Origin of the sequence: Sphingomonas sp. (assembly GCF_965248875.1) — a bacterium.
Lineage (GTDB): Bacteria > Pseudomonadota > Alphaproteobacteria > Sphingomonadales > Sphingomonadaceae > Sphingomonas.
The window spans coordinates 1267464-1292374 of record NZ_CBDFKR010000011.1 but is presented as its reverse complement, the minus strand read 5'-3'; the positions used below and the strand labels follow the sequence as shown (position 1 = coordinate 1292374).

Below are 24911 nucleotides of genomic sequence, written 5' to 3'. Positions count from 1 at the left end.
GATGGTGGTTGAGGCGGGGCTTACACACGCATGGATCTTCTGAACCACAGCCTGCGGCTGCACGCCGATCCGTCGCGCGTGGTGGTCCGGCCGTTTCATATCGCCTGGGGCGGTCCGAATGGGCGGACGGAGCGGCTGGTTGCCGAGGTGCTGGCCATGACGCCCGCCGAGGCCCGGCTTCAGCTGGAAGTGGTGCTGAAGGATTTCGAGGCGCGTCACTGGCAGACCCGGCGGGTGTTCATGACCCGCTATGACCAGATCGAGGAGCTGCTCGACCTCAAGGGTGCCGAGATCGGCGACGAGAAGCGGCAGCTGATCGGCGCCTATTTCTGCCACGAATACAGCTATGCCGCCGCGGCGCTGATGAACCCCAGCGCCGTGCCGCATTTCGACCAGTCAGGGATGCCCGCAGGTTCGATGCGCATCCTGATGTCGCTGCGCGCGGTGGGGGAGGGGCACATCTCCTCCGTCGCATTTCGCGAAGGCATCATCACCGAGGGGCAGGAGCTGAAGCTGGCGCCCGAGCCGCCCTTCGCCACCGCGGCGGACGCGAGCGAATGGGGCGAGGACGAGATGCCGGCGGGCGAGGTGACGGTGCATCGGCATCGCGATTCGACGCTGTCGGGCACCGTGATCTTCCCGATCACGCAGGCGCAATCGAAGGGGCTGGAAGACCTGCGCCTCGTCCAGTTCACGCACGACGACGGCTCGACCGAATGGATCGGCACCTACACCGCGTATAACGGTTCGGTGATCCAGTCGGAGCTGATGCGTACCCGCGATTTCCGCGCGTTCGACCTGGTGCCGATTACCGGACCGGCCGCGCGCAACAAGGGCATGGCGCTGTTCCCGCGCAAGATCGACGGACAGTATCTGATGATCGGGCGTTCAGACGGCGAGAACCTGTTCCTGCTCAAGTCCGACAGTCTGGAGCATTGGGAGGATGGCGCGAAGATCCTGACGCCCAAGTTCGGCTGGGAGCTGGTCCAGATCGGCAATTGCGGGCCGCCGATCGAGCTGGACGAGGGCTGGCTGCTCCTGACCCATGGGGTGGGGGCGATGCGGAAATATTCGATCGGCGCGGCGCTGCTCGACAAACGTGACCCTTCCAAGGTGCTGGGCCGAACCCCGGAGCCGCTGCTCGCCGCGAAGGATCAGGACCGCGAGGGCTATGTTCCCAACGTCGTCTACTCATGCGGGGCGATCAAGCATGGCGACCAGCTGTTCCTGCCCTATGGCATCGCGGACAGCTCGATCGGATTCGCGTTCGCGCCGATCTCGGAGCTGCTGAAGGCGATGCGCTAGCGATAGGTGGCTTCGTCGCCGGCGGGCGTCTCCGGTCCTGCGACGGGCGGGGTGCTGATCACGGCGGTGCGGGTCCAGCGATAGACCAGCGCGAGCAGCGCGAAGAACAGGCCGGGCGCCAGCCATAGGGCGGGCGTTGCGAAGCTGTCGCCCAACACTGCCAGCGGGGCGTCGTTGGGCGGCGTCGGGCTGTGGCGGTTGGCCCAGGCGAGCACGCCGGCAAAGGCAACGCCGAAAAGCGATTCGCCGACGATGAGACCGGTCGCGGCGAGCACGCCCATGCGTTCGGCGAATTCGGCATTGGCGCGACGCTTCGCCCACTCGTTGTAGAAGTGCCCGATCACCGCGCCGACCGGGATCAGCAGCGTCAGGTCCATCGGCAGATAAATGCCCATGCCGACCGCCAGCGGGGGCAGGCGCATCCGGCCGCTGCGGCCGAGGGCCTCATCGAGGGCGATCATCGCGACGCCGATCCCAGCCCCCAGGCCAATCAGACCCCAATCGAGATCGCCGCCAAGCACGCCCTTCGCGATCGAGGAGATCAGCGCCGCCTGTGGCGCGGACAGCGCGTTCGGGCCCGCGCCCGGCATGCCGACAAAGCCGAGCGTATCTTTGAGCAGATCGAGGACGACCGGGATGGCGAGGCTGCCGAATACGACGCCGAGCACCAGCGCCACCTGCTGCTTCCACGGCGTCGCGCCGACCAGCTGACCGGTCTTCAGGTCCTGCAGATTGTCGTTGGAGATCGTCGCCACCGAGAAGATGATCGCGGTCACGAACAGCGCATAGGCGACCAGCGCATTGACCCCGCCCGCGTCGCCGCGATGGCCGAAGATGGCGAGGAGGAGCAGCGACGCGCCCAGCGCGGCGAGGATGCCGACCCCCGACACCGGCGAGTTGGAGGCGCCGATCAGCCCGGCCATGTATCCGCAGATCGCCGCGATCAGCACGCCCGCGATCAGGATGTAGCCGAGCGAGCCCGCGATCACCGCCACCGGGTGGTCATGGACGGGCCCGCCGGTCGAGAAGCTCCACAGCAACGCGGCGATCGGCGCAAGCGTCAGCAGCACGACGCCGCCGACCACCCCGATCGGCAGATCGCGCTCGGTCAGTTCGAGCGCGGCGCCGCCGGCGCGGGCGCGCGAGGCGGCTAGCGCAGACCGCAACCCGGCGACGATCGGACCGATGATGCGCAACAGCGACCATAAGGCGGCGACCGCGATCGTGCCTGCGCCGATGAAGCGGACCTGGCCGCGGAAGGTGTGGCTGACCAGCGCGTCGACGCCGGCGCTGAGGTCGCCGCCGCTTGCAAAGGCGGGCACCAGAACACCCCAGGCGATCAGCATGCCGACGAACATCGCCGCGCCGACCGATAGCCCGACCAGATGCCCGACCCCGATCAGCAGCATCGACCAGCTGGTCGAGAAGCCGGTCGCGGTGCCGCCGATCGCCACGTTCTTCGCGGCGCCCTCTGCGACGACGCGCATCTTGCTGAGCAGCGCGAACCCGGCGGAGGCAAGCGTGCCGACAACGAGGAGCCGAAGGCCGTGGGCGTTCTCCTCTGCCCCCCCGCCATTGCCCTCTGGCGCGCCGGTGCCGACCTTGAGCACTTCCGCCGCGGCGACGCCTTCGGGATAGGGCAGGTCAGACCCGGTGACGAGCGCGCGGCGCAGCGGCACCGAGAACATGACCCCGAGCACGCCGCCGGTGACGCACACCGCGACCGTGGTCCAATAAGGGAAACCGGTCCACCAGCCGATCATGATCAGCCCCGGCAGCACGAAAACGATCGCGGCGAGCGTGCCTGCGGCGCTGGCGATCGTCTGGACGATGTTGTTTTCCAGGATGCCGCCCTTGACCGAGCGGAGCAGCGCCATCGACACCACCGCGGCGGGGATCGAGGTGGCGAAGGTGAGCCCGACCTTCAGCCCCGCATACACGTTGGCGGCGGTGAACAGCAGCGTGATGACCGCGCCGAGCAGGATGCCGCGCAGCGTAAGTTCCGGGGCAGGCCGGGCAGCGGCGGCGTTGGCGGCGGGGATCGGATCGGTACGCATGGCGTCAGCATGGCGGACTCTGCGGGTTCGGGACAGCCCAATCAGGCTTCGTCAACACGCTGCCTGGAGCGGACAGGAAGAAGCGCGACATCGCGGCTCGACTTGGGCCGGGCGGAACGGCAGGGAGCGGGGCGAAAACGGAGGGTCGCCTGTGGCGGAAACATTGCGGGTCGCGCTGGCTGGGCTGGGGACCGTGGGCGGCGGCGTCGTCAAGCTGCTCGACGCCAACCGCGACCTGATCGCGCGCCGCGCGGGACGCGCGATCGAGGTGGTGGCGGTGTCCGCGCGCGACCGGGCGAAGAATCGCGGCGTCGATCTGTCCCGCTTCCGCTGGGTCGACGACACGTGGGCGCTGGCGGCGGCGGACGACGTCGACGCGGTGGTCGAGCTGATCGGCGGCGCCGACGGACCGGCGCTGACGCTGGCGCGCGCGACCATTGGTGGCGGGCGGCATCTGGTCACCGCCAACAAGGCGATGCTGGCGCATCACGGGTTGACGCTGGCGGTGGCGGCCGAGGCGAGCGGCGTCGCGCTAAAGTTCGAGGCGGCGGTCGCGGGCGGGGTGCCGGTGATCAAGGGGCTGCGGGAAGGCGCGGCGGCCAATGTGCTGACGCGCGTCTACGGCATCCTCAACGGCACCTGCAACTTCATCCTGTCGGAAATGGAAGCGAGCGTCTCGGCAGGAACCGGGCGCGACTTCGCCGAGGTGCTGGCGGAGGCGCAGGCGCGCGGCTTTGCCGAAGCCGATCCGAGCTTTGACATCGATGGCGTCGACGCCGCGCACAAATTGTCGATCCTGGCGTCGATCGCGTTCGGGACGCAACCCGCGTTCGCGGCAGTGGAGGCGCACGGTATCCGGCAGATCCTCGCGGCCGACATCGCGGAAGCAGCGGCGCTGGGGCACCGCATCCGGCTGATCGGATTGGCGGAGGAGGGTGCGGGTGGGCTGTTCCAGCGCGTGCACCCGCATCTGGTGCCGCTCGATCATCCGCTGGCGCACGTCGCCGGTTCGCTCAACGCGGTGGTGGCGGAGGGCAATTATGTCGGGCGGCTGCTGTTCCAGGGCGCCGGCGCGGGCGCGGGACCGACCGCGAGCGCCGTCGTCGCCGACCTGATCGACATCGCGCGCGGCGAGTGGGGTCCGCCCTATGCCATGCCCGCGGCGGCGCTGACCGCGGCGGCGGCGGTCGACAGCGGCGCGCGGCGGGGACGGGCCTATCTGCGCTTCACCGTCGCCGATCGCGTCGGGGTGCTGGCCGAGATCGCGGCGGCGATGCGCGATGCCGGGGTGTCGATCGCCAGCCTGATCCAGCGCGGCACGTCGGCCGACGGAACGGTGCTGGTCGCGATCGTGACGCATGAAGGGCCGGAGCGCAGCGTCGCGGCGGCGCTGGAACGGCTGCGCGGGAGCGCCAGCCTGGCGGGGACGCCGTTGTGGATGCCGCTCCTGGCCTGATTCTCCCTTGTGAGCGGGTAGCGAGCGGCGGCGCTACGGCTCCAGATGCCCAGCCGGACCGGTCGCGTTGAGGTCGATCGGACGTCGGCGGTCGCCGTCGGCGGCGCGGGCGCGCGCCTCGCGCCGATTCGCGCTCGCGTTGCGGATGCCGTTTACGGCGGCCGCGATCATCGGGACCAGCGGCGGCCCTACGCCGACCTGGCAACCACTCATCAGCGCGGCGCACGGCGTCCCCTCCGCCGCCAACGCGCCACGGCCATTGACCAGCGGGTTCGACGGAACGGGGCCGTCGGGCACGATCTCGTCGCGGTAGGGCAGCCGCTGTGTCGTCGCGGTGCTCTCACCGCAGACGACGACGTCATGTCCGTCCTGCTGTACGGGCGCGCATCGGTCGGCGAGGATCGAGAAGCGCGACGGCGGCGCGGCGCTGACCGACGTCACCGGCGTCACCGGCGTCGTGGCAGCGGGCGTGGCCTGAAGCAGGAGCGCGAGCAGCATCTACGGTGCCGGCGGCCGTGCGCCGCGGATCGTCGGCCGGCCCGCCCCCGCGGGCCCGAAGGCAACGCCGGTGGTGACGCCGACATGGCCGCCGCCGACCAGGAAGGGGCTGAGCTGTTCGAGCGGCGTGACGCGGTGGACCAGCGACTCGCGTTCGGCACGGGCGCTGTCGAGCGCCGCCCCGCCGGCCACGCGCTCCGTCTGAAGCGGCAGCCGGTAACGGTCGGCAAGGCGGCGGCCGCAGACGGTGATGTCGGTCGCGCCGCTGTCGTACCGGCAACGCGGGCCGCCCACCTGCTCGCGGGCGACGTCGATCATGGTCCCGGCGTCGATCTGCGTGAGGACAAGGAAGAACGGCACCACGACCCGCGCCGTGGCGCGCGATTGCGGCGCTTTTCAGGCCGTCGCGGCGGCCGGGCCATTGCCGGGAGCGGAGTCGCTCAGCGGCCGAAGCCGGTGGTGTAGACGATACGCTCACGGTGCGGGCAGATGGTCGGACCCATCAGCGGGCACGGCCGGCCGGTTGCGTCGAGCGCCTGCGCCTTCAGCGTGGTGGCGTCGGTGATCTGCGGATCGAGCCGGTAGCGCGAACGCTGCGGCGCATCGCAGGCCACGCTCTCACACCGGGCGGCGACCGCCATCCGGAGCGGCAAGCCCTCCGGCATCGGAACGGCGGCGGCGGCGGCGGCGAGAAGGACAAGCGGCATGGCAACACCCCTGTTCATGGGGTCGGCCGGATGCCCCATCACCCCGCCAACACCTCGCCGCTCAAAAGGTTGCGAGATGGTTACTGCGCAACCGGGGCGAGGCGCAGACGGGAGATTTCGATCAGCGGGCAACGGTCCATCACCACCTTCAGTCCGGCCGCCTCGGCACGGGCGGCGGCGGCGTGGTTGATGACGCCGAGCTGCAGCCACACCGCCTTGGCGCCGGTCGCGATCGCCTCGTCGACCGCCTCCCCCGCGGCCTCCGGGCGGCGGAAGATGTCGACGATGTCGATCGGGTCGCCGAGCTGGTCGAGGTCGCGGAAGACGAACTCGCCATGAACGTGTTCGCCGGTGATCTGCGGGTTGACGGGGATGACGCGATAGCCGTGCGCCTGCAGCCCCGCCATGACGCGGTAGCTCGGCCGGTCGGGCCGGTCGGACGCGCCGATCATCGCGAGGGTGCGGGCGTTGGCGAGCAGGGCGGCGATGTCGGCATCGGCGGTCAGGGGCATGGCAGTCTCCGTCGATCAGAACGCTGGCACGGCTAGTTCTTTCCGCCGGCGTCCGCGATCAGAGCGAAGCCAGCCAATCGGCCACCTGCGCCGCGATGGGGGCGAACACCCCGTCGTCCGCAGCCAGCGCCGGCGGCTGACCGGCATCGCTGGCGGTGCGGATCGCGATCGTCAGCGGGACGCGGCCGAGGAACGGAATGCCGAGCGCCGCCGCCGCGGCCTCGGCCCCACCGCGGCCGAAGGGGTCGCTGACCGTGCCGCACTGCGGACAGGCATAGCCCGCCATGTTCTCGACCAGCCCGACGATCGGCACGTTTGCGGTGCGGAACAGGTCGATCGCGCGGCGCGCATCGATCAGCGCCAGATCCTGCGGCGTGGACACGATCACCGCGCCCGCCGGACGGTGCTTCTGGATCATCGTGATCTGGACGTCGCCGGTGCCGGGCGGCAGGTCGAGGATCAGCGTGTCGGCGGCGCCCCAGTCGGCGTCGACCAGCTGGCTGAGCGCTCCCGCCGCCATCGGGCCCCGCCAGGCGAGCGCCTTTCCCGCCTCGACCAGCTGCCCCATCGACAGCAGCGGCACGCCCGCGGGCGTCGGCACCGGATCGAGGCGCTTGTCCTGTGCGGTCGGACGGATGCCCTCGACGTTCATCAGCCGCGGCTGCGAGGGGCCGTAGATGTCCGCGTCGACCAGTCCGACGCGGCGGCCGCCTTTCGCGAGCGCAATCGCAAGATTGGCGGCGAGCGTCGATTTGCCGACCCCGCCCTTGCCGCTGGCGATCGCGATCAGTCGGCGCGGGCTGCGCTCCGCGGTGACGATGATCCGGGTTTCCGTGACGCCGGGCAGCGCGGCGGCGGTACGAACGCTGGCCTCAAGCGCATCGCGCGACGACGGCGTCAAGCCGGTGCCGTCGAGCACTACTCCGATGCGGCCGTTGCCGTCGCTGCGCACACTTGCCCGATCGCCCGCGACCGCGACGATCGCAGCCCTGACGTCAGCGAGTTGTGCCATGTCGGGCGCATAGGCGCGCGGGCCGCGGGCTTGCCACTGTTTTTCGCGGACGCTCGCTCTATATCGCAGGCCATGAGCTTGTTCACGCGCTGGTGGCCGCGGCCGCGCATCCTGTCGATCGAGACCCCCAAGGGGCCGTGGAACGGTGACGACCAAGGCGGCGGGGGCGGCAGCGGCCCGCGCAATCCCTGGTCGGTGCCGCCCGGCGGGCGCAAGCAGCCGCCGCGGGCGACCGCGCTCGACGACTTCCTGCGCAAGGCGCGCGGCGGCGGCGGGGGCAATCCGTTCAGCGGGCTGCCGACCGGGCCGAACGCGCGGTCGCTGTGGCTGCTCGGCGTCGGCATCCTGCTGGCGTTGTGGGTCCTCTTCACCTCCTTTCATGCCATCGGCCAGGGTCAGCGCGGCGTGGTGACGTTTTTCGGCCGCTATTCGCGGACGCTGGACCCGGGCTACAGCTTGACGCTGCCCGCGCCGATCGAACAGGTCGCGACGGTCGACGTGCAGAACAACCGGACGGAAAACTTCCCGGACGGCGGCGGCGAGAACCTGGTGCTCACCGGCGACAAGAACATCGTCGACCTGAGCTATTCGGTGCGCTGGACGATCGCCAGTCCCGAGGATTATCTGTTCCAGATCGAAGACCCGAAGGCCACGGTGCGTGCCACGGCAGAAGCGGCGATGCGCGAGGTCGTGGCGAACGTCACGCTGGATCAGGCCCTGACCAGCGGCCGCTCGCCGATCGAGATCAACGTGCAGCGGCGGATGCAGGAAATCCTGGACGGGTACCGCTCGGGTATCCGCATCCAGGGTGTCGCGCTGAGCAAGGTCGCACCCCCCAATCGCGTGATCGACGCCTTCAAGGGCGTAACCGCGGCGGCGCAGGATGCACAGGCCGCGCGCAACCAGGCGCAGAGCTACGCCCAGCAGAAGCTGGCGCGGGCACAGGGCGAGGCGACCGAGTTCGACCGCATCTATGACCAATACCGGCTCGCGCCCGACGTGACCCGGCGGCGGCTTTATTACGAGACGATGGAGCAGGTGCTGGCGCGCTCGGACAAGACGGTGGTCGAGGCGCCCGGCGTGATGCCGTACCTGCCGCTGGATCGCGCCCGGCGGGCGCCCGAGCCGCCGGCCCAGCCCGATATCCAGGCGGGAGGGGCGCAATGAGCGTGTGGTCGGGCAGCGCGCTGCTGCGTCATCCGATCGCGGCGGGTTTCGCGGCGTTGCTGCTCGCGATCCTCGCGGCATCCACCTTTGCGATCGTGCCGGAAACCGAGCAGGCGGTCATCCTGCGCTTCGAACAACCGGTCGGCCAGCCGATCAACCAGTATCGCCGCGGCGAGCAGTTCGGGCGGACGGGCGCGGGCCTGATCGCGCGCATTCCGTTCGTCGACCGGCTGGTCTGGGTGTCCAAGACGATCCAGGATGTCGAATCCGACGACCAGCAGGTGATCTCCGAGGATCAGCTGCCGCTGCAGGTCGACGCCTATGCCCGGTTCCGGATCGTCGACCCGCTGAGGGCGGTGACGGCGACCGGCAGCACGGGGTCGACCGAGTCGCGGGTGACGGAGGCGCTGCGGACGCTGCTGGGCACGTCGATCCGCAACGAACTGGGCAACCAGTCTTTCCAGACCCTGCTGACCCCCGAACGCGATCGGGTGATGGACAATATCCAGGCGCGGTTGCAGCGGCTGGCGTCGCAATATGGGGTCGAGATCGTCGATGTCCGGATCAAGCACGCCGACCTGCCGCAGGGGGCGCCGCTCGATCGGGCGCTCAACCGGATGATGACCGCGCGGCAGCAGCAGGCGGATACCCTGCGCGCGCAGGGACAGCGCGACGCGCAGATCATCCGCGCCAATGCGGATGCGCAGGCGGCGCAGATCTATGCGACCAGCTTCAGCAAGGACCCGGAGTTCTACGATTTCTATCGCGCGATGCAGTCGTACCGGACGACGTTCCTGTCGCAGGGCACGCCGCAGAACCCGGTGGGCGGGACGAGCATCATCCTGTCGCCCGGGAACAGCTATCTGCGCCAGTTCGAGGGGCGTGCGCCAAGCGGCCGGTAGGCGCACGGAGGCGACCCATTGCAAGCCCGTGCCAGGCCGCCATATTCAACCGCGGTTCAGCCGGACGACTTGATTACACCTGTGGTCCACGGACTCCATCGAGAGGACATCTCCCCAGTGCGCTACGCCTTCGCCATCACTTCCGCGCTGCTGCTCGGCGGCGCCACCGCGACCCTGGCGCTGCAGCCTGGCGCGGCCCAGAATGCGCTGGGGCAGAGCGCCCCCGGCGTCGCGCAGAACGAGCCCGGTGCAATCCAGGCGACGACGCCGCGGCCGGGCGCGCCGATGAGCTTCGCCGACATGGTGCAGCGGCTGCAGCCCGCGGTGGTCAACATCTCCACGCGCCAGACGATCGTCCGCCAGCAGCAGGCCAATCCGTTCCAGGGCACGCCGTTCGAGGGGCTGTTCGGGCAGCAGCAGGGCGGCAATGGCGGACCGCAGCGGCAGGAGGGGCAGTCGCTGGGCTCCGGCTTCATCATCTCGGCCGATGGCTATGTCGTCACCAACAACCATGTCGTGGCGCCCGGCGCGCGCGGCGCGACGGTGGACTCGATCACCGTCATCCTGCCCGACCGGCACGAATATACCGCGCGGCTGGTGGGACGCGACGCCGACTCCGACCTGGCGCTGCTCAAGATCGACGCGCCCGCGCCGCTGCCGTTCGTGCGTTTCGGCGACTCGACGCGGGCGCGGGTCGGCGATTGGGTGGTCGCGATCGGCAATCCCTTCGGGCTGGGCGGCACCGTGACCGCAGGCATCGTCTCGGCGCTGCACCGCTCGACCGGGCTCGGCGCCTATGACCAGTTCATCCAGACCGACGCCGCGATCAACCAGGGTAATTCGGGCGGCCCGATGTTCAACCTGAACGGCGATGTGATCGGGATCAATTCGCAGATCCTGGGCAGCCAGGCGGGCGGCAATATCGGCATCGGTTTCGCGATTCCGGCGGAACAGGCCAAGCCGATCATCGATCAGCTGATGCGCGGCCAGCGGGTGATGCGCGGCTATATCGGCGTGACGCTGAACGGCACGATTGATGACGAGCGGGCGGACGCGCTGGGCATTCCCAAGAACCGCGGCGAGCTGGTCAGCCATGTCGAGCCGACCGGCCCGGCGGCGCGCGCCGGCGTGCGCGTCGGCGACGTCGTGACCGCGGTCAATGGGCAAGAGGTCAATCCCGACACGTCGCTGTCACGCCTGGTCGCGGCGGTGCCGCCGGGGCAGACCGCGCGGCTTGACGTGGTCCGCGGCGGGCGCACGCAGACGCTCTCGGTGACCGTCGCGGCGCGGCCCTCGGCCGAGCAGCTGGCGGCGCTGACCGGGCAGGGCGGCGACGACGACTTCTCGACCGACGGCAGTGACGACAATGGCGGCAGCGCCGGGGCCGGGAAGGGGCCGGGCGCCGCAGCGGCGCCGGCCAACGCGCTGGGCGTCAACGTGCTGCCGCTGACGCCTACGATCGCGCGGCAGGTGAACGTCGACTCGACGGTGCAGGGCGTGGTGATCGCCTCGGTCGACCAGGCGAGCGACGCCGGGCAGAAGCTCCGTCGGGGCGACGTCGTGCAGCAGGTCAACGGCTCGCCGGTGCGGACCGCTGCCGAGTTCACCTCGGCGGTGAATGCGGCGAAGACGGCGGGACGGCCGTCGGTGCTGCTGCTGGTGACGCGGGGCCGGGCGCAGAACGTGTTCGTCGCGGTGCGGCTGGCGCGGGGCTGACGCGCCGCGCTGGCGACGACCCGCACTCGTCCGGCCGCCCGGTCGCGCATGTGAGCCCGTGCAACGCGGGCGCAGGCGGCCAGACGTTGCCCTCCACCCTGTCTCCGCGCTAATCCTGTCGCACAACGGAGGGCGACAATGGCGGGCATCTTCATCGGCGCGGACGCGGGCGGCGCAAACCGGCAGGCGCTGGAGCTGACGCGCGCCAACCGGCACGGGCTGATCGCGGGTGCGACCGGCACCGGCAAGACAGTAACGCTGCAGGGGATCGTCGAGGGCTTTTCCAAGAACGGCGTCGCCTGTTTCGTCGCCGACGTGAAGGGCGACCTGTCGGGGCTGGCGATGGCCGGGTCGCCACAGTCGAAGCTCCACGCCGCCTTCGCCGCCCGCGCGCAGGAGATCGGCGACACCGACTGGACCTATGCCGACACGCCCGTCCAGTTCTGGGACCTGTATGGCGAGCAGGGGCACCCGATCCGCACCACGATCAGCGAGATGGGGCCGCTGCTGCTGGCGCGACTGTTAGACCTGAACGAGGTGCAGGAGGGGGTGCTCTCGATCGCCTTTCATGTCGCCGACGAGGAGAAGCTGCTGCTGATCGACCTGGACGACCTGCAGGCGATGCTGGCCAATGTCGCCGAGCGCGCGGACGAGCTGACCGTCACCTATGGCAACGTTTCCAAACAGTCGGTCGGCACGATCCAGCGGTCGCTGCTGCAGCTGCGCAGCCAGGGCGCCGAGCATTTCTTCGGCGAGCCGGCGCTGGAGCTGACCGATTTCATCGGCTTCGACGACAAGGGCCGCGGCATCGTCAACGTGCTTGCGGCCGACAAGCTGATGCAGTCGCCCAAGCTCTATTCGACTTTCCTGCTGTGGCTGTTGAGCGAACTTTTCGAGCATCTTCCCGAGGTCGGCGATCCCGACAAGCCCAAGCTGTGCTTCTTCTTCGACGAAGCGCATCTGCTGTTCGACGACACGCCCAAGGCACTGATGGACAAGATCGAGCAGGTGGTGCGGCTGATCCGGTCGAAGGGGGTCGGCGTCTATTTCATCACCCAGAATCCGATCGACATTCCCGACACCGTCGCAGGTCAGCTCAATAATCGCGTGCAGCACAAGCTCAACGCCTTCACACCGCGCGACCAGAAGGCGGTGTCGGCGGCGGCGGACACGTTCCGGCCGAACCCCGCAATCGACGTCGGGGCGGCGATCACCGAGCTGAAGGTCGGCGAGGCGCTGGTGTCGCTGCTGCAGCCCGACGGCGCGCCGGAGCCGGTGCAGCGCGTGCTGATCGCGCCGCCAGGCAGCCGCGTCGGCCCGGTGACGCCCGACGAGCGCAAACAGCTGCTCCAATACGATGCGATCGGCGCGAAATACGACGTGGTGGTCGATCGCGAGTCGGCGGAGGAGATGCTGGCGGCGAAGACGCAACAGGCGGCCGCCACCGCGCAGGCGGCGCAGGCGCAGACCGCCACCGACAAGGCGGCTGCGGCGCAGGCCAAGGCGGATGCGGCCGCGGCGCGTCAGGCGGCGCAGGTCCAGGCGGCGCAGGCGCGCGCGGCGACCGCGCAGACCCGCGCCGATACGGCGGCGGCGGCGCAGGCCGCCCGCGCGCAGGCGAACAGCCCCTGGGCGAAGATGGCGACCTCTGCGATGCGCTCGGCAAGCTCGTCGGTCGGGCGTCAGGTAGCGACCCAGATCGGGCGCGAAGTGTTCGGCGGCGGCGGCCGCGGCAGATCGGGCGGCGGCATGGTCGGCGGCCTGCTGCGCGGGGTGCTGGGCGGGCTGTTGCGGGGATGACAAGGGGCGTAGAGGGCGGTGACGGAGTAGCGCCATGACCCTCGACCTCGACGACCGCACGACCGACTGGACCAGCCTGGGCAAGGGGACGCTCGACGACGTCGTCGCGCTGCGGCGCGCGATCCATGCCGATCCCGAGGTCGGGCTGCACTGCCCGCGCACCACCGAAAAGGCGAAGGCGGCGCTGGCGGGGCTGCCGTTGGAGATCATCGACTCGACCTCGACCACCGGCTTTGTCGCGGTGCTGCGCGGCGGCGGGGCGGCCAATGCTTTTGGGCGTGCCGGATCTAACGGGCGTACCGTGCTGCTGCGCGGCGACATGGACGCGCTGCCGATGGAGGAGGAGACGGGGCTCGCCTTCGCCAGCCGCAACGCGGGTGCGATGCACGCCTGTGGCCATGACGCGCACACCGCGATGCTGGTCGGGGCGGCGAAGGTGCTGTGCGCGCGGCGAGACGAGCTGCCCGGCACGATTGTCTTCATGTTCCAGCCCGGCGAGGAGGGGCATCACGGCGCCAAGTTCATGATCGAGGATGGGCTGCTGGCGCGGACCGCGCCGGAGGCCGCGTTCGCGCTCCACATCTCGCCCAACATGACCGCGGGCACGGTGGTGAGCCGCCCGGGCGCGCTGCTCGCGAGCGCCGAGACGGTCCACGCGCGGATCACGGGCAAGGGCGGCCACGCCGCGATGCCGCACGACAATATCGACCCGCTGCCGATCGCGTGCGAGATCGTGCTGGCGATCCAGAGCTTCATCGCGCGTCGCATCCCCGTGCAGGACCCGGCGGTGCTGACGATCACCACGGTGAAGGCGGGGACGGGTGCGCACAACATCATCGGCGACACCGCCGAGCTGCTCGGCACGCTGCGCACCCTGTCGGAGGCGACGCGCGCGACGATGCACGCGGCGTTCGCGCGGCTGGTGACCGGGATCGCCGCGGCGCACGGGGCGACCGCGGAGGCGTGGATCGACCCGGGCTATCCGGTGACGCAGAACGACGCGCGCGCGGTGTCGCTGTTTCAGGAGAGCGCGGCGGCGGTCGGTTCGGATTATGTGACGATGCCCGCGCCGATGATGGGCGGCGAGGACTTCGCCTATGTGCTGCGCGAGGTGCCGGGCGCGATGGCGTTCCTGGGCGTCGCGCCCGAAGGCAGCGACTGGCGAACCAATCCGCCGCTCCACAACACGCGGATGACGATCGAGGAAGCCGCGATGGCGAAGGGCGTCGCGCTGCACTGCGCGGTGGCGGAGCGGTTTTTGGCGCGGGGGTTTGGGTGAGCGGCAGACACTTACCTACGGCCAGATAGGCACGTTTCTCGATCCGTTCAGAGCTTGCCACGATATCTCAGCCACTGAGTGGACGCAGCAGAGACCGAGCAGAACAACAGCCAAGATGATGAGCGCATGGACCGACGCCGACGCTCGGTGGCCCTTCTTCAGCCCGATGTCTAAGACACTGTAACCCACAAGCGCGATGCCACCGAACACGGCTGCTGCTAACAATGCTGAGGCGATCAAGAGACCGAGCAAATCGAGCAGGTAGGCGAGGACCGGCAGCAGGCCTGCAGTTGCAAGCGTAAACGCTGCCCATAGCGGTAGCAATCGCATCGGCAGCGTCACCGGTTCACCTCTTCACCAGCCCGATCTCCACCAGCCGTTCGTGCAGGTAATCATGCGCGGTGATCGGCGTTTCGTGGCGGTTCGGGTTGTCCGCCGTGATCGTCCCCGGCAGCGTCTCGATCACGAAATCGGGTGCGGGGTGGAGGAAGAAGGGCATGGAGTAGCGCGAATGGCCGCGGCGTTCGGGGGGCGGGTTGACGACCCGGTGGGTGGTGGACGGCAGGACGTGGTTGGTCAGCCGCTGGAGCATGTCGCCGACATTGACGACCATCGCGCCCTCGGGCGGCTTGATCGCGAGCCAGCGGCCGGTGTTCTTGTCGAGTAACTCCAGCCCCGCCTCCTCCGCGCCCAGCAGCAGGGTGATGAGGTTGATGTCCTCGTGCGCGCCCGCCCGCACCCCTTCGGCATCCGCCGGGATCGGCGGGTAGTGGAGGAGGCGCAGGACCGAGTTGCCGTCCTGCACCGCCGCGTCGAACCAATGCGCGTCGAGGCCGAGGTCGAGCGCGATCGCCGACAGCAGCCTGTCACCCGCGCGATCGAAGGCGGCGAACAGCTCGACGAAGGTCTCGCGGAACCCCTCAGGCCGGGCGGGCCAGATGTTAGCGGCCATGCTGTCGGCGAAGCGGTGGCCGGACGGCAGCTCGCGGCCGACATGCCAGAACTCCTTGAGGTCGACGGCGCTCGCGCCCTTGGCGATCTCCGTCTTGAACGGCGTGTAGCCGCGAGCACCGCCGCCGCCCGGCACATGATATTGCCGCTTCTCCTCGTCGGGGAGGGCGAACAGGCTGGCGGTTTCCGCCCAGGCCCGCTCGATCAGGTCGGCGGGGATGCCGTGATCGGCGACGATCGCAAAGCCGAAGCGGCGAAATGAACCGCCCAGATCGGCGGCGAAACGGTGCGGATCGCGGGCCTGGCCGGCGAGCGACAGCGCCGGCACGGCGGCGGTGGCGGAGGGGGTATCGAGCATGGGCCAGCGTATAAGCCCCGTCCGGCCGCACTTCCACCCCGCCGGGTGGAACCCGCGGGTACGCCCCGCCGTTCGCGCCCCGGACCATTCGAACAGGAGCATCATCATGGGCGGCCAGCAGATCACGGGCGCGGGCACGGGCGACGACGGCTATGACGAGGAGGGCTATGACGAGAGCCAGCGCGCCGAGATCCTGGAGGCGACGCGCGATGGACCGAGCGACGGCAACCTCCTGACCGACATCAACCCCGACCTGGGCGGCGACGCCGAGGAAGAGCCGCTCGACGAGCTCGACATGGAGGATGGCGAGGTCGCCGACACCGATCCCAATGCGGTGATGACCGAGACGGATATGGACGAGGACGACGCGCAGGACGCCTTCGATGCGGGCGACGAGGAGGACGACGACGAGCTGGACGATGCCGATGACGCGGCGCTGAGGCCGTAGGGCGGGCGACCTGACATGGCGTAAGCTATGTCAGGTCGCGCCACGGCGGGCGGCGGGAGCGGCGCCCGCGCGTGACTGTCACGGCTTAGGTCGCGCCGTCGATCATGGATCTGTCCCTCATTCCGAACGCCGCTTGCGCCATGCCACAGTGATGTTACGATGTAACATTATTGTTGGAGAGGAAAGCAGCCATGGCCAGGACCGTCACCCGCCCCGCCGCCCTGTCGTTCGAACCCGTCGCGCAGCTCAACATCACGCCGCTGATTGACGTGCTGCTGGTGCTGATCGTCATGCTGATCCTGACGCTGCCGGTGGCGACGCACGAGGTACCGGTCGCATTGCCCGGCGCGCCGCGGGGCACGCCCGATCCGCGTGCGGCCGACCGGCTGACGATCGAGCCGTCCGGCGCGGTGTGGTGGAACGGGGCGGCGGTGGACGCGGACGGACTCGCCGCGCGGCTGCGGGGATCGGCCGCCACCGGCAAGCCGCTAATGCTCGCGCCGGCCGCTACCGCACCCTATGGTCAGGTCGACCGGACGTTGGCGACGGTGAAGCGCGCCGGGGTGACCCGGCTCGGCTTTGAGGGGAACGAGCGGTTCGCGGCGTTCTGAGCCACTATTGCACGACGCTGTTCGCCAGCGCCGCCAGGTCGGCGGCGTCGACCGCCTGCCCGGTCGCGTCGGTCGCGGCCGGCTTGCCCGCGGCTGTCGCGTGGGGCGCGGTGGCGGTGAAGTCGTAGGCGAACCAGACGATCCCCGCCGCCCAGAGCAGCGCCGCCCAGCGGCTGCGGAAGAGGCGGGGACCGGGCATAGGCGCTGTGTAGCCCGGCGACGGTTGCCGCAAGACTGACGGATCGGGTTAACGCGGCGGCGGTGCGGCGTGGCGCCGAGTGGCGGCAGGCGCAGCACGGCCGCGCCACCACTCAACCCTTCTTGGCCTTGCCGCCCTTCTTGCCCAGCTCCGCCTGCGCCGCCGAACTGGTGCGCGGGTTCTTCTTGCCCTCACCCGCCGCCTTGGCGTTGGCGCGCTGGGCGGCGGCGCTGCCGTGGCCCTTCTTCTCGCTCATACCGTTCTCCTGTCGATGGTGGGGGCAACGCCGAGGGCGCCGGGGCGTTCCCCGGTCGCGGCCGCACGGCCCCCCGATCAGTCCTCAAGATAGAGCTTGCGGCCGATCCCGAAGACGACGATCGGGCAGCCACCGCCGGAACCGCCTCGGAGCCGCGGCAACAGCTTGCCCATGTGCGTGGTCGAGTTGCCGAAGCTGGGGCCGCGGCCGAGCGCGTTGAAGACCTTCTGCAGCTCGGAAGAGCGGGTGATGATGACGCCGACGTCGATCACCTGCACGTCGAATAACAGGCGAAAGTTGTTGAGGTCACGGTCGTGGAAGGGATCCTTGTTGTTCCACTCGACCTCCAGCGCGACATGGAAAAGCTTGCCCTATTTCGCCCTGGTCACTGCCATCCACGACCCTCACTCCGCCGCAACCCCCGCCCGCGCGAACATGTCCTCGCCCTCGACATCCTCGTTCGCCGCGGGCTTGCCCAGCTTCGCCTTCTGCCGCTTGTCGAACGAGTCCCATACCTCGCCCCACTGACCGCGCGTTGCGGCCTTGGAATATTCCGTCGCGCGCGTTTCGAAGAAGTTGGCGTGCTCGACGCCGTTCAGCATCGGCGCCAGCCACGGCAGCGGGTGCTCGTCGATCATGTAGATCGGCTTCAATCCCAGCTGCCCCAACCGCCAGTCGGCGATGTAACGGATGTACTTCTTGATCTCCTTGGCGGTCATGCCGTTGACCGGTCCCATCTCGAAGGCGAGGTCGATGAAATTGTCCTCCAGCCGGATCGTCGTCTGGCAGACGTCGGCGATGTCGTCCTTCACCGCCTTGGTCAGACAGTTCCGTTCGCGCGTGAAGGCGTGGAACAGCTTGATGATGCCCTCGCAATGCAGGCTCTCGTCGCGGATCGACCAGGTGACGATCTGGCCCATGCCCTTCATCTTGTTGAAGCGCGGAAAGTTCATCAGCATCGCGAAGCTGGCGAACAGCTGCACGCCTTCGGTGAAGCCGCCGAACATGGCGAGGGTGCGGGCGATGTCCTCGTCGGTGTCGACCCCGAAGTTCTGCAGATAGTCGTGCTTGTCCTTGAGCTCGCTATATTCCAGGAACGCGCCGTATTCGCTTTCGGGCATGCCGATCGTGTCGAGCAGGTGGCTGTATGCCGCGATGTGCACGGTCTCCATGTTGCTGAACGCGGTCAGCATCATCTTGATCTCGGTCGGCTTGAACACGCGGCCGTATTTCTCGTGATAGCAGTCCTGCACCTCGACATCGGCCTGGGTGAAGAAGCGGAAGATCTGCGTCAGCAGGTTGCGCTCATGCTCGCTGAGCTTCTGCGCCCAGTCGCGGCAGTCCTCGCCCAGCGGGACCTCCTCAGGGAGCCAGTGGAGCTGCTGCTGACGCTTCCAGAAGTCGAACGCCCAAGGGTATTCGAACGGCTTGTACTGCTTGGAGGCTTGGAGAAGGGACATGGGGGTTACTCCGCGTGTCGGGTGAATATGGGGGGTCGGGGACGGACCGTCATCGGTGCGCTGCTGTGGAAGGTGGGGGCGGTTCGCTGCTCCAGCGCTGCATCGACCAGGCGCTGAAGGCGAGGACGGCGCCAGCGGCGAGCGCCATTACCCCCACCATGCGGAACACATAGATTTTGGCCGGACCGCTGGGCTGCGCGAGCGCCAGCAGCAGGCCCGCGCCGGCTAGGCAGAGCGCGGCGGCGACCGCATACATGGCGAGCACCTGCCAGGTCACGCAACCAACCCTAGACCCGCTCGTTGCGCTCCCGAACCATTCGGAGGAGTCGAACGATGCACGACCACAGCAACATCAAGGAGCATATGGCGGTGATCGGCGCCGACGGCGTCCATGTCGGCACCGTCGACCATGTCGACGGCGAGCGGATCAAGCTGACCAAGAACGACAGTCCGTCGACGCAGGACGGGCAGGGGGCGAAGCACCACTACCTCCCCGCCGGGCTGGTTGCGGAAATCGAGGGCGACACGGTGCGGCTCTCCGCCACTGCGGCGAACGCGGCCGAGATGTTCGAGGAGGCTGAATAGCCTCAAAACTCCTCTCCCCTTGGGAGAGAGGCAAGCCGCATAGCGGCGCGCGGTGAGGGTGATCGGCTCGATGGAAGGTCGCCCTCACCCTTGCGCTTGCCTGCGGCAAGCTGTTCCCTCTCCCGGAGGGAGAGGGAGATTTGCGCTAACACACCTTCCAGATTGTGCATCACGTCGGCGTTGGCGAAGCGGATCACCCGGTAGCCCTGGCGTTCGATAAAGCCGGTGCGGTGGGCGTCGAACCTCTCGGTCGTGCATGAGTGTCGCCATCCACCTCGATCACCAGCTTTCCGCTGAAGCAGAGAATATCTACGCGGTAGGGGCCAACCGGTGACCAGTGGCGCCACTTTAAATAAGGAAATGCCTCGCGCAGTCTGCGAAGCAGGCGAAGTTCGGGCGCGGGCGCTTCGTGGCGCATCCGGCGAAGGTCGTCGATCGTGCCCGAGGGCTGGTGTTCATAACTGCGCATGTCACCCTCACCCTTCCGGCGCGTTCCGCGCCTCCCTCCCTCTCCCGATGGGAGAGGGAACAGCCGCCGCAGGCGGCGAAAGGGTGAGGGTGAGACCTCGCCCCTTTTGTTGACGCCAATGCCTATTGGCAGGCCAGACACTCGTCGTAATCCCGTGTCTCGCCCAGCGAGAAGACGGGCGTCTCGATGGTGTTGTCCGCTTCGACCCCGCCCGAGCCCTCGCCGCCCGCGAAGCCGGCGCGCTGCACGCTCTTGCTGCGGAGGTAATAGAGCGACTTGATGCCCAGCTCCCAGGCGCGGAAGTGGAGCATCAGCAGGTCCCACTTCTCGACGTCCGCCGGAATGAACAGGTTCAGCGACTGCGACTGGTCGATATAGGGCGTGCGGTCGGCGGCGAGCTCCAGCAGCCAGCGCTGATCGATCTCGAAGCTGGTCTTGAAGACGTCCTTCTCCTCGGCGCTCAGGAAATCGAGATGCTGGACGCTGCCGCCCTGCTCCAGGATCGTGTTCCACACCGCGTCGGTGTTCTTCGCCTTCTCGTTGAGCAGCTTCTCCAGATACGGGTTCTTGATCGAGAAGGAGCCCGAGAGCGTCTTGTGGGTGTAGATGTTGGCCGGGATCGGCTCGATGCACGCGCTGGTGCCGCCGGTGATGATCGAGATCGACGCGGTCGGCGCGATCGCCATCTTGCAGCTGAAGCGCTCCATCACGCCCATGTCGTGGGCGTCGGGGCAGGGGCCGCGCTCGACCGCGAGCTGGATCGACGCCTCGTCCGCCTGCGCCTTGATGTGCTTGAAGATGCGCAGGTTCCACGACTTCGCCATCGCGCCCTCGAAGGGCAGGCCGCGCGCCTGGAGGAAGGAGTGGAAGCCCATCACGCCGAGCCCGACGGAGCGCTCGCGCCCGGCGCTGTACGCGGCGCGCTCCATCCCCGGCTCGTGGCGGTCGATGTAATCCTGCAGCACGTTGTCGAGGAAGCGCATCACGTCCTCGATGAAGCGGCGGTCGTCCTTCCACTGGTCCCAGGTCTCGAGGTTGAGGCTCGACAAGCAGCACACCGCGGTGCGGTCTTGCCCCAGATGGTCGCGGCCGGTCGGCAGCGTAATCTCCGAACACAGGTTCGAGGTCGACACTTTGAGGCCGAGGTCGCGATGATGCTTGGGCATCGTCGAGTTCACATGGTCGGCGAAGACGATGTAGGGCTCGCCGGTCTGGAGCCGGGTCTCGACCAGCTTCTGGAACAGCGAGCGCGCGTCAACGGTGGCGCGTGGGCTCTGGTCCTTGGGGCTGCGCAGCACCCACTCGGCGCCGTCGCGCACCGCGGCCATGAAGGCGTCGGTGACGAGCACCCCGTGATGGAGGTTGAGCGCCTTGCGGTTGAAGTCGCCCGAGGGTTTGCGGATCTCGAGGAACTCCTCGATCTCGGGGTGGCTGATGTCGAGATAGCAGGCGGCCGAGCCGCGGCGCAGCGAGCCCTGGCTGATCGCGAGCGTGAGGCTGTCCATCACCCGCACGAACGGGATGATGCCGCTGGTCTTGCCGTTCAGCCCGACCGGCTCGCCGATGCCGCGCACATTGCCCCAATAGGTGCCGATCCCGCCGCCGCGCGACGCCAGCCAGACATTCTCGTTCCAGGTGTCGACGATGCCGTTGAGGCTGTCAGGAACCGAGTTGAGGTAGCAGGAGATCGGGAGGCCGCGGCCGGTGCCGCCGTTCGACAGGACGGGGGTGGCGGGCATGAACCACAGCCGCGAGATATAGTCGTACAGCCGCTGCGCATGCGCAGCGTCATCGGCATAGGCGCTGGCGACGCGGACGAACAGGTCCTGAATGCCTTCGCCGGGCAGCAGGTAGCGGTCCTTCAGCGTCTCCTTGCCGAAATCGGTCAGCAGCGCGTCGCGGCCGTGATCGACCTCCAGGGCGAATGGCCGGGCGTCGACACGGCGGCTGTCTTCGAGGGACACCGCAACGCTGCTCGTCGGGCTCGCCTCGATGGTGGTCACGTCACTCGTCTCGACCATCACGCCCATATCCCTGAAATCCATGTCGCCGGCCCTTTGTGTTCGTCGCCTGTCGACTCGGGCAGTGGACCAGCATACACCTGTCGGCGAAGAACAAAACAGGGACGTCGCAGTTGTGATGGGACGCGACAATCCTGCGCCGACCACAGCCAACGTCACCGTTCTTTACCAGCAGTTGGGTCCACCCCCGGGCTCAACCGCAACAGATTGTGCCAACCAGCCGAGGGAAGCAAGTGGCTAACGGTGTCATAACTTCTGCAGTTCGTCGCTTGTGAGAGTCGGTTCGTCGTCCCGTCGAGAGACCGATTGTCGGCGACGCGCCGATTTCCGCCGCTTCCAGGAAGCACAAGAGAACGAAATGAAAACGAAAATAAATTGCTGTTGGCGAGCGATCAGCCCGCGGTCGCGGCGGCCTCCATCTGGGCCGCGAGATCGTCGAGGCCGGTGGCGTGCCAGTCCCACTCCTGGACGTGATGCACATCGGGGGCGGGGGCGCCACCATATTCCTGCGGACGGGCGATGAACGCGGTGAGCAGGCCACAGCCACGCGCGGCGGCGAGGTCGCTATGATGCGCGGCGACGAGGCACAGGTCGCCGGGCGCTACCCCTAGCGCGGCGGCAGTCCCCAGATAAGCCGCCGGATCAGGTTTGTAGGCGCGAGCCAGTTCGGCGCCGAGCACCGCGTCCCAGTGCAGTCCCGCACGCCGTGCCATCGCGACGATCAGCGCGACATTGCCGTTGGAGAGCGTGACCACTGGCGCCAGCGCGCGCAGGCGATCGAGGCCCGCGACGCTGTCGGGCCAGGGGTCGAGCCGGTGCCACGCGCGCGTCCAGTCCGCCAGCCGCGCCTCGCCGACCGCGGCCAGGTCGATGACGTGGGCGGCGAGCGTCGCCTCCAGCATCTCGCGATGGAGCGTGTCGAGCACAACCCAGTCGCGGCGGCCGTCCCGCACCGTGGCCATCGCCGGCTGATAGCGGGCGCGCCAGGCGTCGGCGAAGCGGTGGGGATCGACATCGGCGCGGCCGAGTGCGGCGAGGTGCGGCACGGACTCGCGCGCGACGGAGCTGCGCCAGTCAACGACGGTGCCGAATACGTCAAAGGCAAAGGCGAGCGGAAGCATCGCGCGGCTATGTGGGCGAGAGCGGGGTTCGGGCAAGCCTTCAGGGACAGGCGGGAGAGGAGGCGACACCAACCTGTCATCCAACCGTGATTCGCCCGTCACATATTGCGGGTAACGGCGGCCAAACGGGCAGGGAGACGATCATGCCGCCACTCGCCACCGCCGGCACCGGCCCCGCCGGCACACCGCGCCGCCGCTACCGCACGATCTGGATCAGCGACATCCATCTGGGGACCCGGGGATGCAACGCGGCGATGTTGGTCGACTTCCTCGACCGGGTCGACAGCGACATGCTGTACCTCGTCGGCGATATCGTCGACGGGTGGCGGCTCAAGAAGCGGTTTTTTTGGCCGGCGCCGCACAACGAAGTGATCCGGCGGCTGCTCGCCCGCGCGCGGCGGGGTACGCAGGTGACCTACATCCCCGGCAATCACGACGAGATGTTCCGCCAGTTCGCGGGGCTCGACTTCGGCGGCATCGCGATCCGGCGCAAGGCGATCCACGAGACCGCCGACGGGCGGCGGCTGCTGGTGCTCCACGGCGACGAGTTCGACGCGGTGACGCTGGCGCATCGCTGGCTCGCGCATGTCGGCGACGCCGCCTACACGTTCCTGATGGGGGTGAACCGCTGGTTCAATGTCGCCCGCCGGCTGCTCGGGCTGCCCTATTGGTCGTTGTCGAAGCACGCCAAGGCGCGGGTCAAGAACGCGGTCGCCTTTGTCTCGCATTTCGAGGAGGTGGTGGCCCACGCCGCGACAATGCGTGGGGTCGACGGGGTGGTGTGCGGGCACATCCACACCGCGGAGATCCGCGAGATCGGCGGCGTCGCCTATTACAATGACGGTGACTGGGTGGAGAGCTGCACCGCGCTGGTTGAGCATGGCGACGGGCGGATGGAGCTGATCAACTGGGCGGACGAGATGGCGGCGCGCGGCAGGCCGCTGGCGCTGGCGGCGTGACCGCGATGCGGATCGCGCCATGAAGATCGTTATCGTCAGCGACGCCTGGACGCCGCAGGTCAACGGCGTCGTCCGCACGCTGCAGGCGACGGCCCGCGAGCTGACCGCGATGGGGCATGCAATCAACGTGATCGGGCCCGACCGCTACCGCTCAGTGCCGTGCCCGACCTATCCCGACATTCGGCTGGCGCTGGCGACCTCCACCCCCGTCGGGCGCGCGATTGCGGCGTTCGAAGCGGACGCGGTGCACATCGCCACCGAAGGCCCGCTGGGGCTGGCGGCGCGGCGCTGGTGCCTGAAGCGCGGGCTGCCGTTCACCACCGCCTATCACACCCAGTTCCCCGATTATGTGGCGCTGCGGACGGGGCTCGATCCCAAGCATGTGTGGCGATTCATCCGCTGGTTCCACGCGCCCTCGACCGCGGTCCTGGCGGCGACGCCGCGGGTGGAGGCGGCGCTGGCGGCGCACGGCATCGCGCATGCGCGGCGCTGGGGGCGCGGCGTCGACCTGACGCTGTTCCGCCCCGACGGCCCGCGCGACACGGTGATGGCGGCGCTGCCGGGGCCGGTGCAGCTGTTCGTCGGCCGCGTCGCGGTTGAGAAGAACCTGCCCGCCTTCCTCGCCGCGCCGGGGCCAGGCAGCAAGGTGGTGGTCGGCAGCGGCCCGGCGGAGGCCGTGCTGCGCCGCGCCTATCCGCACGCGCATTTCCTGGGCGCGCTGACCGGCGAGGCGCTGGCGGCGGCATACCGGGCGGCGGACGTGTTCGTGTTCCCCAGTCTGACCGACACGTTCGGGCTGGTGATGGCGGAGGCGGCGGCGTGCGGCACGCCGGTCGCGGCATTCCCCGTCGCGGGCCCACTCGACGTGCTGACGCCGGAGATGGGCGCAATGGCGGCCGCCCTGCCCGCGGCGATCGCTGCGGCGGCCGCCGTGCCGCGCGACCGCTGCGCGGCGGCGGCGCAGCGGTTCAGCTGGCGGACGAGCGCCGAACAGTTCCTGGCAGCGCTGACGCCGCTGCCGGTTGCGCTCGCCGCCTGACGGCCCCGGCGCGTTCTGTCATG

Annotated in this window: 27 protein-coding genes and 1 pseudogene; 12 read left to right on the top strand and 16 right to left on the bottom strand. The window is 69.0% G+C overall.

The genetic code is table 11. The annotated features are described in order from the left end of the window. Positions 1 to 30 precede the first annotated feature (30 nt). Positions 31 to 1305, top strand: a complete 1275-nt coding sequence (locus ACP2AD_RS13530) for a glycoside hydrolase family 130 protein (RefSeq protein ID WP_425230568.1) — start codon at positions 31 to 33, stop codon at positions 1303 to 1305. Here the strand turns inward: ACP2AD_RS13530 and ACP2AD_RS13525 are convergent. After that, positions 1302 to 3362 carry an OPT family oligopeptide transporter gene (locus ACP2AD_RS13525; protein WP_425230567.1) on the bottom strand — a complete coding sequence of 687 codons (2061 nt, stop codon included), beginning with the start codon at positions 3360 to 3362 and terminating at the stop codon, positions 1302 to 1304. The two genes, ACP2AD_RS13530 and ACP2AD_RS13525, sit on opposite strands and share 4 nt — an antisense overlap. Positions 3363 to 3513: 151 nt before the next feature. Here ACP2AD_RS13525 and ACP2AD_RS13520 point away from each other — a divergent pair, with 151 nt between their 5' ends. After that, positions 3514 to 4818 carry a homoserine dehydrogenase gene (locus tag ACP2AD_RS13520; protein ID WP_425230566.1) on the top strand — a complete coding sequence of 435 codons (1305 nt, stop codon included), beginning with the start codon at positions 3514 to 3516 and terminating at the stop codon, positions 4816 to 4818. 33 nt (positions 4819 to 4851) lie between these two features. Here the strand turns inward: ACP2AD_RS13520 and ACP2AD_RS13515 are convergent, their stop codons facing one another. The 5 genes from ACP2AD_RS13515 to ACP2AD_RS13495 all read right to left on the bottom strand — a co-directional run bounded on the left by ACP2AD_RS13515 (position 4852) and on the right by ACP2AD_RS13495 (position 7547). Continuing rightward, positions 4852 to 5316, bottom strand: coding sequence for a hypothetical protein (locus tag ACP2AD_RS13515; RefSeq protein ID WP_425230565.1), 465 nt, complete (start codon positions 5314 to 5316; stop codon positions 4852 to 4854). Further along, entirely contained in the window at positions 5317 to 5679 is a 363-nt protein-coding gene (locus ACP2AD_RS13510; protein ID WP_425230564.1) for a hypothetical protein, read from the bottom strand. 77 nt (positions 5680 to 5756) lie between these two features. Beyond that, on the bottom strand, positions 5757 to 6023 hold the full coding sequence (locus ACP2AD_RS13505) for a hypothetical protein (RefSeq protein ID WP_425230563.1): 267 nt from the start codon (positions 6021 to 6023) through the stop codon (positions 5757 to 5759). Between the two features lie 80 nt (positions 6024 to 6103). Then, complete coding sequence (locus ACP2AD_RS13500) at positions 6104 to 6535, bottom strand: CoA-binding protein (protein WP_425230562.1); 432 nt, start codon at positions 6533 to 6535, stop codon at positions 6104 to 6106. 58 nt (positions 6536 to 6593) lie between these two features. After that, the gene (locus tag ACP2AD_RS13495; protein ID WP_425230561.1) at positions 6594 to 7547 is read right to left on the bottom strand and encodes an Mrp/NBP35 family ATP-binding protein; all 954 of its coding nucleotides are present in this window, start codon (positions 7545 to 7547) and stop codon (positions 6594 to 6596) included. Between the two features lie 72 nt (positions 7548 to 7619). Here ACP2AD_RS13495 and hflK point away from each other — a divergent pair, with 72 nt between their 5' ends. From hflK to ACP2AD_RS13470, 5 genes are all read left to right on the top strand, one after another. Then, positions 7620 to 8714, top strand: coding sequence for a protease modulator HflK (gene hflK / locus ACP2AD_RS13490; protein ID WP_425230560.1), 1095 nt, complete (start codon positions 7620 to 7622; stop codon positions 8712 to 8714). Beyond that, positions 8711 to 9616, top strand: a complete 906-nt coding sequence (gene hflC / locus ACP2AD_RS13485; RefSeq protein ID WP_425230559.1) for a protease modulator HflC — start codon at positions 8711 to 8713, stop codon at positions 9614 to 9616. Before hflK ends, hflC begins: the two co-directional genes overlap by 4 nt. A 117-nt stretch (positions 9617 to 9733) precedes the next feature. Continuing rightward, complete coding sequence (locus ACP2AD_RS13480; RefSeq protein ID WP_425230558.1) at positions 9734 to 11332, top strand: Do family serine endopeptidase; 1599 nt, start codon at positions 9734 to 9736, stop codon at positions 11330 to 11332. Between the two features lie 138 nt (positions 11333 to 11470). Further along, positions 11471 to 13132, top strand: coding sequence for a helicase HerA-like domain-containing protein (locus ACP2AD_RS13475; protein ID WP_425230557.1), 1662 nt, complete (start codon positions 11471 to 11473; stop codon positions 13130 to 13132). A gap of 34 nt (positions 13133 to 13166) precedes the next feature. Continuing rightward, positions 13167 to 14411 carry a M20 metallopeptidase family protein gene (locus tag ACP2AD_RS13470; RefSeq protein WP_425230556.1) on the top strand — a complete coding sequence of 415 codons (1245 nt, stop codon included), beginning with the start codon at positions 13167 to 13169 and terminating at the stop codon, positions 14409 to 14411. A gap of 15 nt (positions 14412 to 14426) precedes the next feature. Here ACP2AD_RS13470 and ACP2AD_RS13465 read toward each other — a convergent pair whose 3' ends face one another. Both ACP2AD_RS13465 and ACP2AD_RS13460 read right to left on the bottom strand, forming a co-directional pair. After that, complete coding sequence (locus ACP2AD_RS13465) at positions 14427 to 14753, bottom strand: hypothetical protein (protein WP_425230555.1); 327 nt, start codon at positions 14751 to 14753, stop codon at positions 14427 to 14429. A gap of 4 nt (positions 14754 to 14757) precedes the next feature. Next, on the bottom strand, positions 14758 to 15720 hold the full coding sequence (locus tag ACP2AD_RS13460; RefSeq protein ID WP_425230554.1) for an isopenicillin N synthase family dioxygenase: 963 nt from the start codon (positions 15718 to 15720) through the stop codon (positions 14758 to 14760). On the opposite strand from ACP2AD_RS13460, the gene ACP2AD_RS13455 reads away from it, so the two are divergent. Both ACP2AD_RS13455 and ACP2AD_RS13450 read left to right on the top strand, forming a co-directional pair. Then, the gene (locus ACP2AD_RS13455; RefSeq protein ID WP_425230553.1) at positions 15719 to 16168 is read left to right on the top strand and encodes a DNA primase; all 450 of its coding nucleotides are present in this window, start codon (positions 15719 to 15721) and stop codon (positions 16166 to 16168) included. The two genes, ACP2AD_RS13460 and ACP2AD_RS13455, sit on opposite strands and share 2 nt — an antisense overlap. A gap of 191 nt (positions 16169 to 16359) precedes the next feature. Then, the gene (locus ACP2AD_RS13450) at positions 16360 to 16779 is read left to right on the top strand and encodes an ExbD/TolR family protein (RefSeq protein ID WP_425230552.1); all 420 of its coding nucleotides are present in this window, start codon (positions 16360 to 16362) and stop codon (positions 16777 to 16779) included. Between the two features lie 4 nt (positions 16780 to 16783). On the opposite strand, the gene ACP2AD_RS13445 is transcribed toward ACP2AD_RS13450, so the two are convergent. From ACP2AD_RS13445 to ACP2AD_RS13425, 5 genes are all read right to left on the bottom strand, one after another. Continuing rightward, entirely contained in the window at positions 16784 to 16978 is a 195-nt protein-coding gene (locus ACP2AD_RS13445) for a hypothetical protein (RefSeq protein WP_425230551.1), read from the bottom strand. Between the two features lie 112 nt (positions 16979 to 17090). After that, entirely contained in the window at positions 17091 to 17234 is a 144-nt protein-coding gene (locus ACP2AD_RS13440; protein ID WP_425230550.1) for a hypothetical protein, read from the bottom strand. 77 nt (positions 17235 to 17311) lie between these two features. Next, on the bottom strand, positions 17312 to 17584 hold the full coding sequence (locus ACP2AD_RS13435; RefSeq protein ID WP_425231175.1) for a BglII/BstYI family type II restriction endonuclease: 273 nt from the start codon (positions 17582 to 17584) through the stop codon (positions 17312 to 17314). Between the two features lie 54 nt (positions 17585 to 17638). Next, positions 17639 to 18694: a ribonucleotide-diphosphate reductase subunit beta gene (locus ACP2AD_RS13430; RefSeq protein ID WP_425230549.1), complete on the bottom strand. Its 1056-nt coding sequence runs from the start codon at positions 18692 to 18694 to the stop codon at positions 17639 to 17641. A 49-nt stretch (positions 18695 to 18743) separates the two neighbouring features. Next, positions 18744 to 18971: a hypothetical protein gene (locus ACP2AD_RS13425; RefSeq protein WP_425230548.1), complete on the bottom strand. Its 228-nt coding sequence runs from the start codon at positions 18969 to 18971 to the stop codon at positions 18744 to 18746. A gap of 56 nt (positions 18972 to 19027) precedes the next feature. On the opposite strand from ACP2AD_RS13425, the gene ACP2AD_RS13420 reads away from it, so the two are divergent. Next, on the top strand, positions 19028 to 19279 hold the full coding sequence (locus tag ACP2AD_RS13420; protein WP_425230547.1) for a DUF2171 domain-containing protein: 252 nt from the start codon (positions 19028 to 19030) through the stop codon (positions 19277 to 19279). Between the two features lie 2 nt (positions 19280 to 19281). Here the strand turns inward: ACP2AD_RS13420 and ACP2AD_RS13415 are convergent. The 3 genes and pseudogenes from ACP2AD_RS13415 to ACP2AD_RS13405 all read right to left on the bottom strand — a co-directional run bounded on the left by ACP2AD_RS13415 (position 19282) and on the right by ACP2AD_RS13405 (position 22890). Continuing rightward, positions 19282 to 19697: pseudogene (locus ACP2AD_RS13415) on the bottom strand (endonuclease domain-containing protein). A 173-nt stretch (positions 19698 to 19870) separates the two neighbouring features. Beyond that, positions 19871 to 21793 (bottom strand): ribonucleoside-diphosphate reductase subunit alpha, encoded by a 1923-nt coding sequence (locus ACP2AD_RS13410; RefSeq protein ID WP_425230546.1) that lies wholly within the window; start codon positions 21791 to 21793, stop codon positions 19871 to 19873. A 368-nt stretch (positions 21794 to 22161) separates the two neighbouring features. After that, positions 22162 to 22890, bottom strand: a complete 729-nt coding sequence (locus tag ACP2AD_RS13405) for a haloacid dehalogenase type II (protein WP_425230545.1) — start codon at positions 22888 to 22890, stop codon at positions 22162 to 22164. Positions 22891 to 23033: 143 nt separating this feature from the next. On the opposite strand from ACP2AD_RS13405, the gene ACP2AD_RS13400 reads away from it, so the two are divergent. After that, positions 23034 to 23849: a UDP-2,3-diacylglucosamine diphosphatase gene (locus ACP2AD_RS13400; RefSeq protein WP_425230544.1), complete on the top strand. Its 816-nt coding sequence runs from the start codon at positions 23034 to 23036 to the stop codon at positions 23847 to 23849. Between the two features lie 19 nt (positions 23850 to 23868). Further along, positions 23869 to 24888: a glycosyltransferase family 4 protein gene (locus ACP2AD_RS13395; RefSeq protein WP_425230543.1), complete on the top strand. Its 1020-nt coding sequence runs from the start codon at positions 23869 to 23871 to the stop codon at positions 24886 to 24888. Positions 24889 to 24911: the final 23 nt, after the last annotated feature.